This is a genomic window from Streptomyces graminilatus, assembly GCF_001418565.1.
In the GTDB taxonomy this organism is placed as follows: Bacteria; Actinomycetota; Actinomycetes; order Streptomycetales; family Streptomycetaceae; genus Streptomyces; species Streptomyces graminilatus.
In genome coordinates this window covers 1-501 of sequence record NZ_LIQQ01000664.1, presented here as the reverse complement: position 1 = coordinate 501, position 501 = coordinate 1, and the positions used below count along the sequence as shown (strand labels likewise).

Genomic DNA, 501 nt, shown 5'->3' with positions numbered 1-501 from the left:
CGTCGACGAGGCGGGCGCGGTCGAGTACGTCGGCGTCGTCCGTACCTGTGTCCGGGCGGGGGCCGGGTACAGCTGGTACGGGGTACGGGCCCCCGCCGGGTACGGCGGGTACGGGGCGTTGGCCGGGCTGTACCTCGGGTACAGGGGTGTACTCGGGTGCGGGTGCGGGCCGGGGTACGGCGTGTACCTCAGGGCGGGTACGCGGGCGCGCGGCGGGGGCTTCGCGCTCCTCGCGGGCGCGGCGAGCGGTGGATTGGAAGAGGTCCTCGTACGCGCTGGGTACGTCGGGTACGCGGGCGTGTACCTGGGTGCGGGTACGGGCCGGGTTGAGGGTTGTGGCGGGTACGGCGCAGGCGACGTCGCGGTGTACCCGGGCGTGGGTGGTGAGGTCGAGGACCAGGCCACCGGCGGCGTGCCCGACGGCGCGGGTGAGGGGTACGGCGGGTACGGCAGCGGGTACGGGGGCGTCGGGTACGGCCGGAGCGGGGCTGTCAGCGGGCT

The 501-nt window shown here is 75.6% G+C and carries 1 pseudogene; it reads left to right on the top strand.

The annotated features are described in order from the left end of the window. Positions 1-501: pseudogene (locus tag AOK08_RS46780) on the top strand (hypothetical protein); the annotation flags it as partial.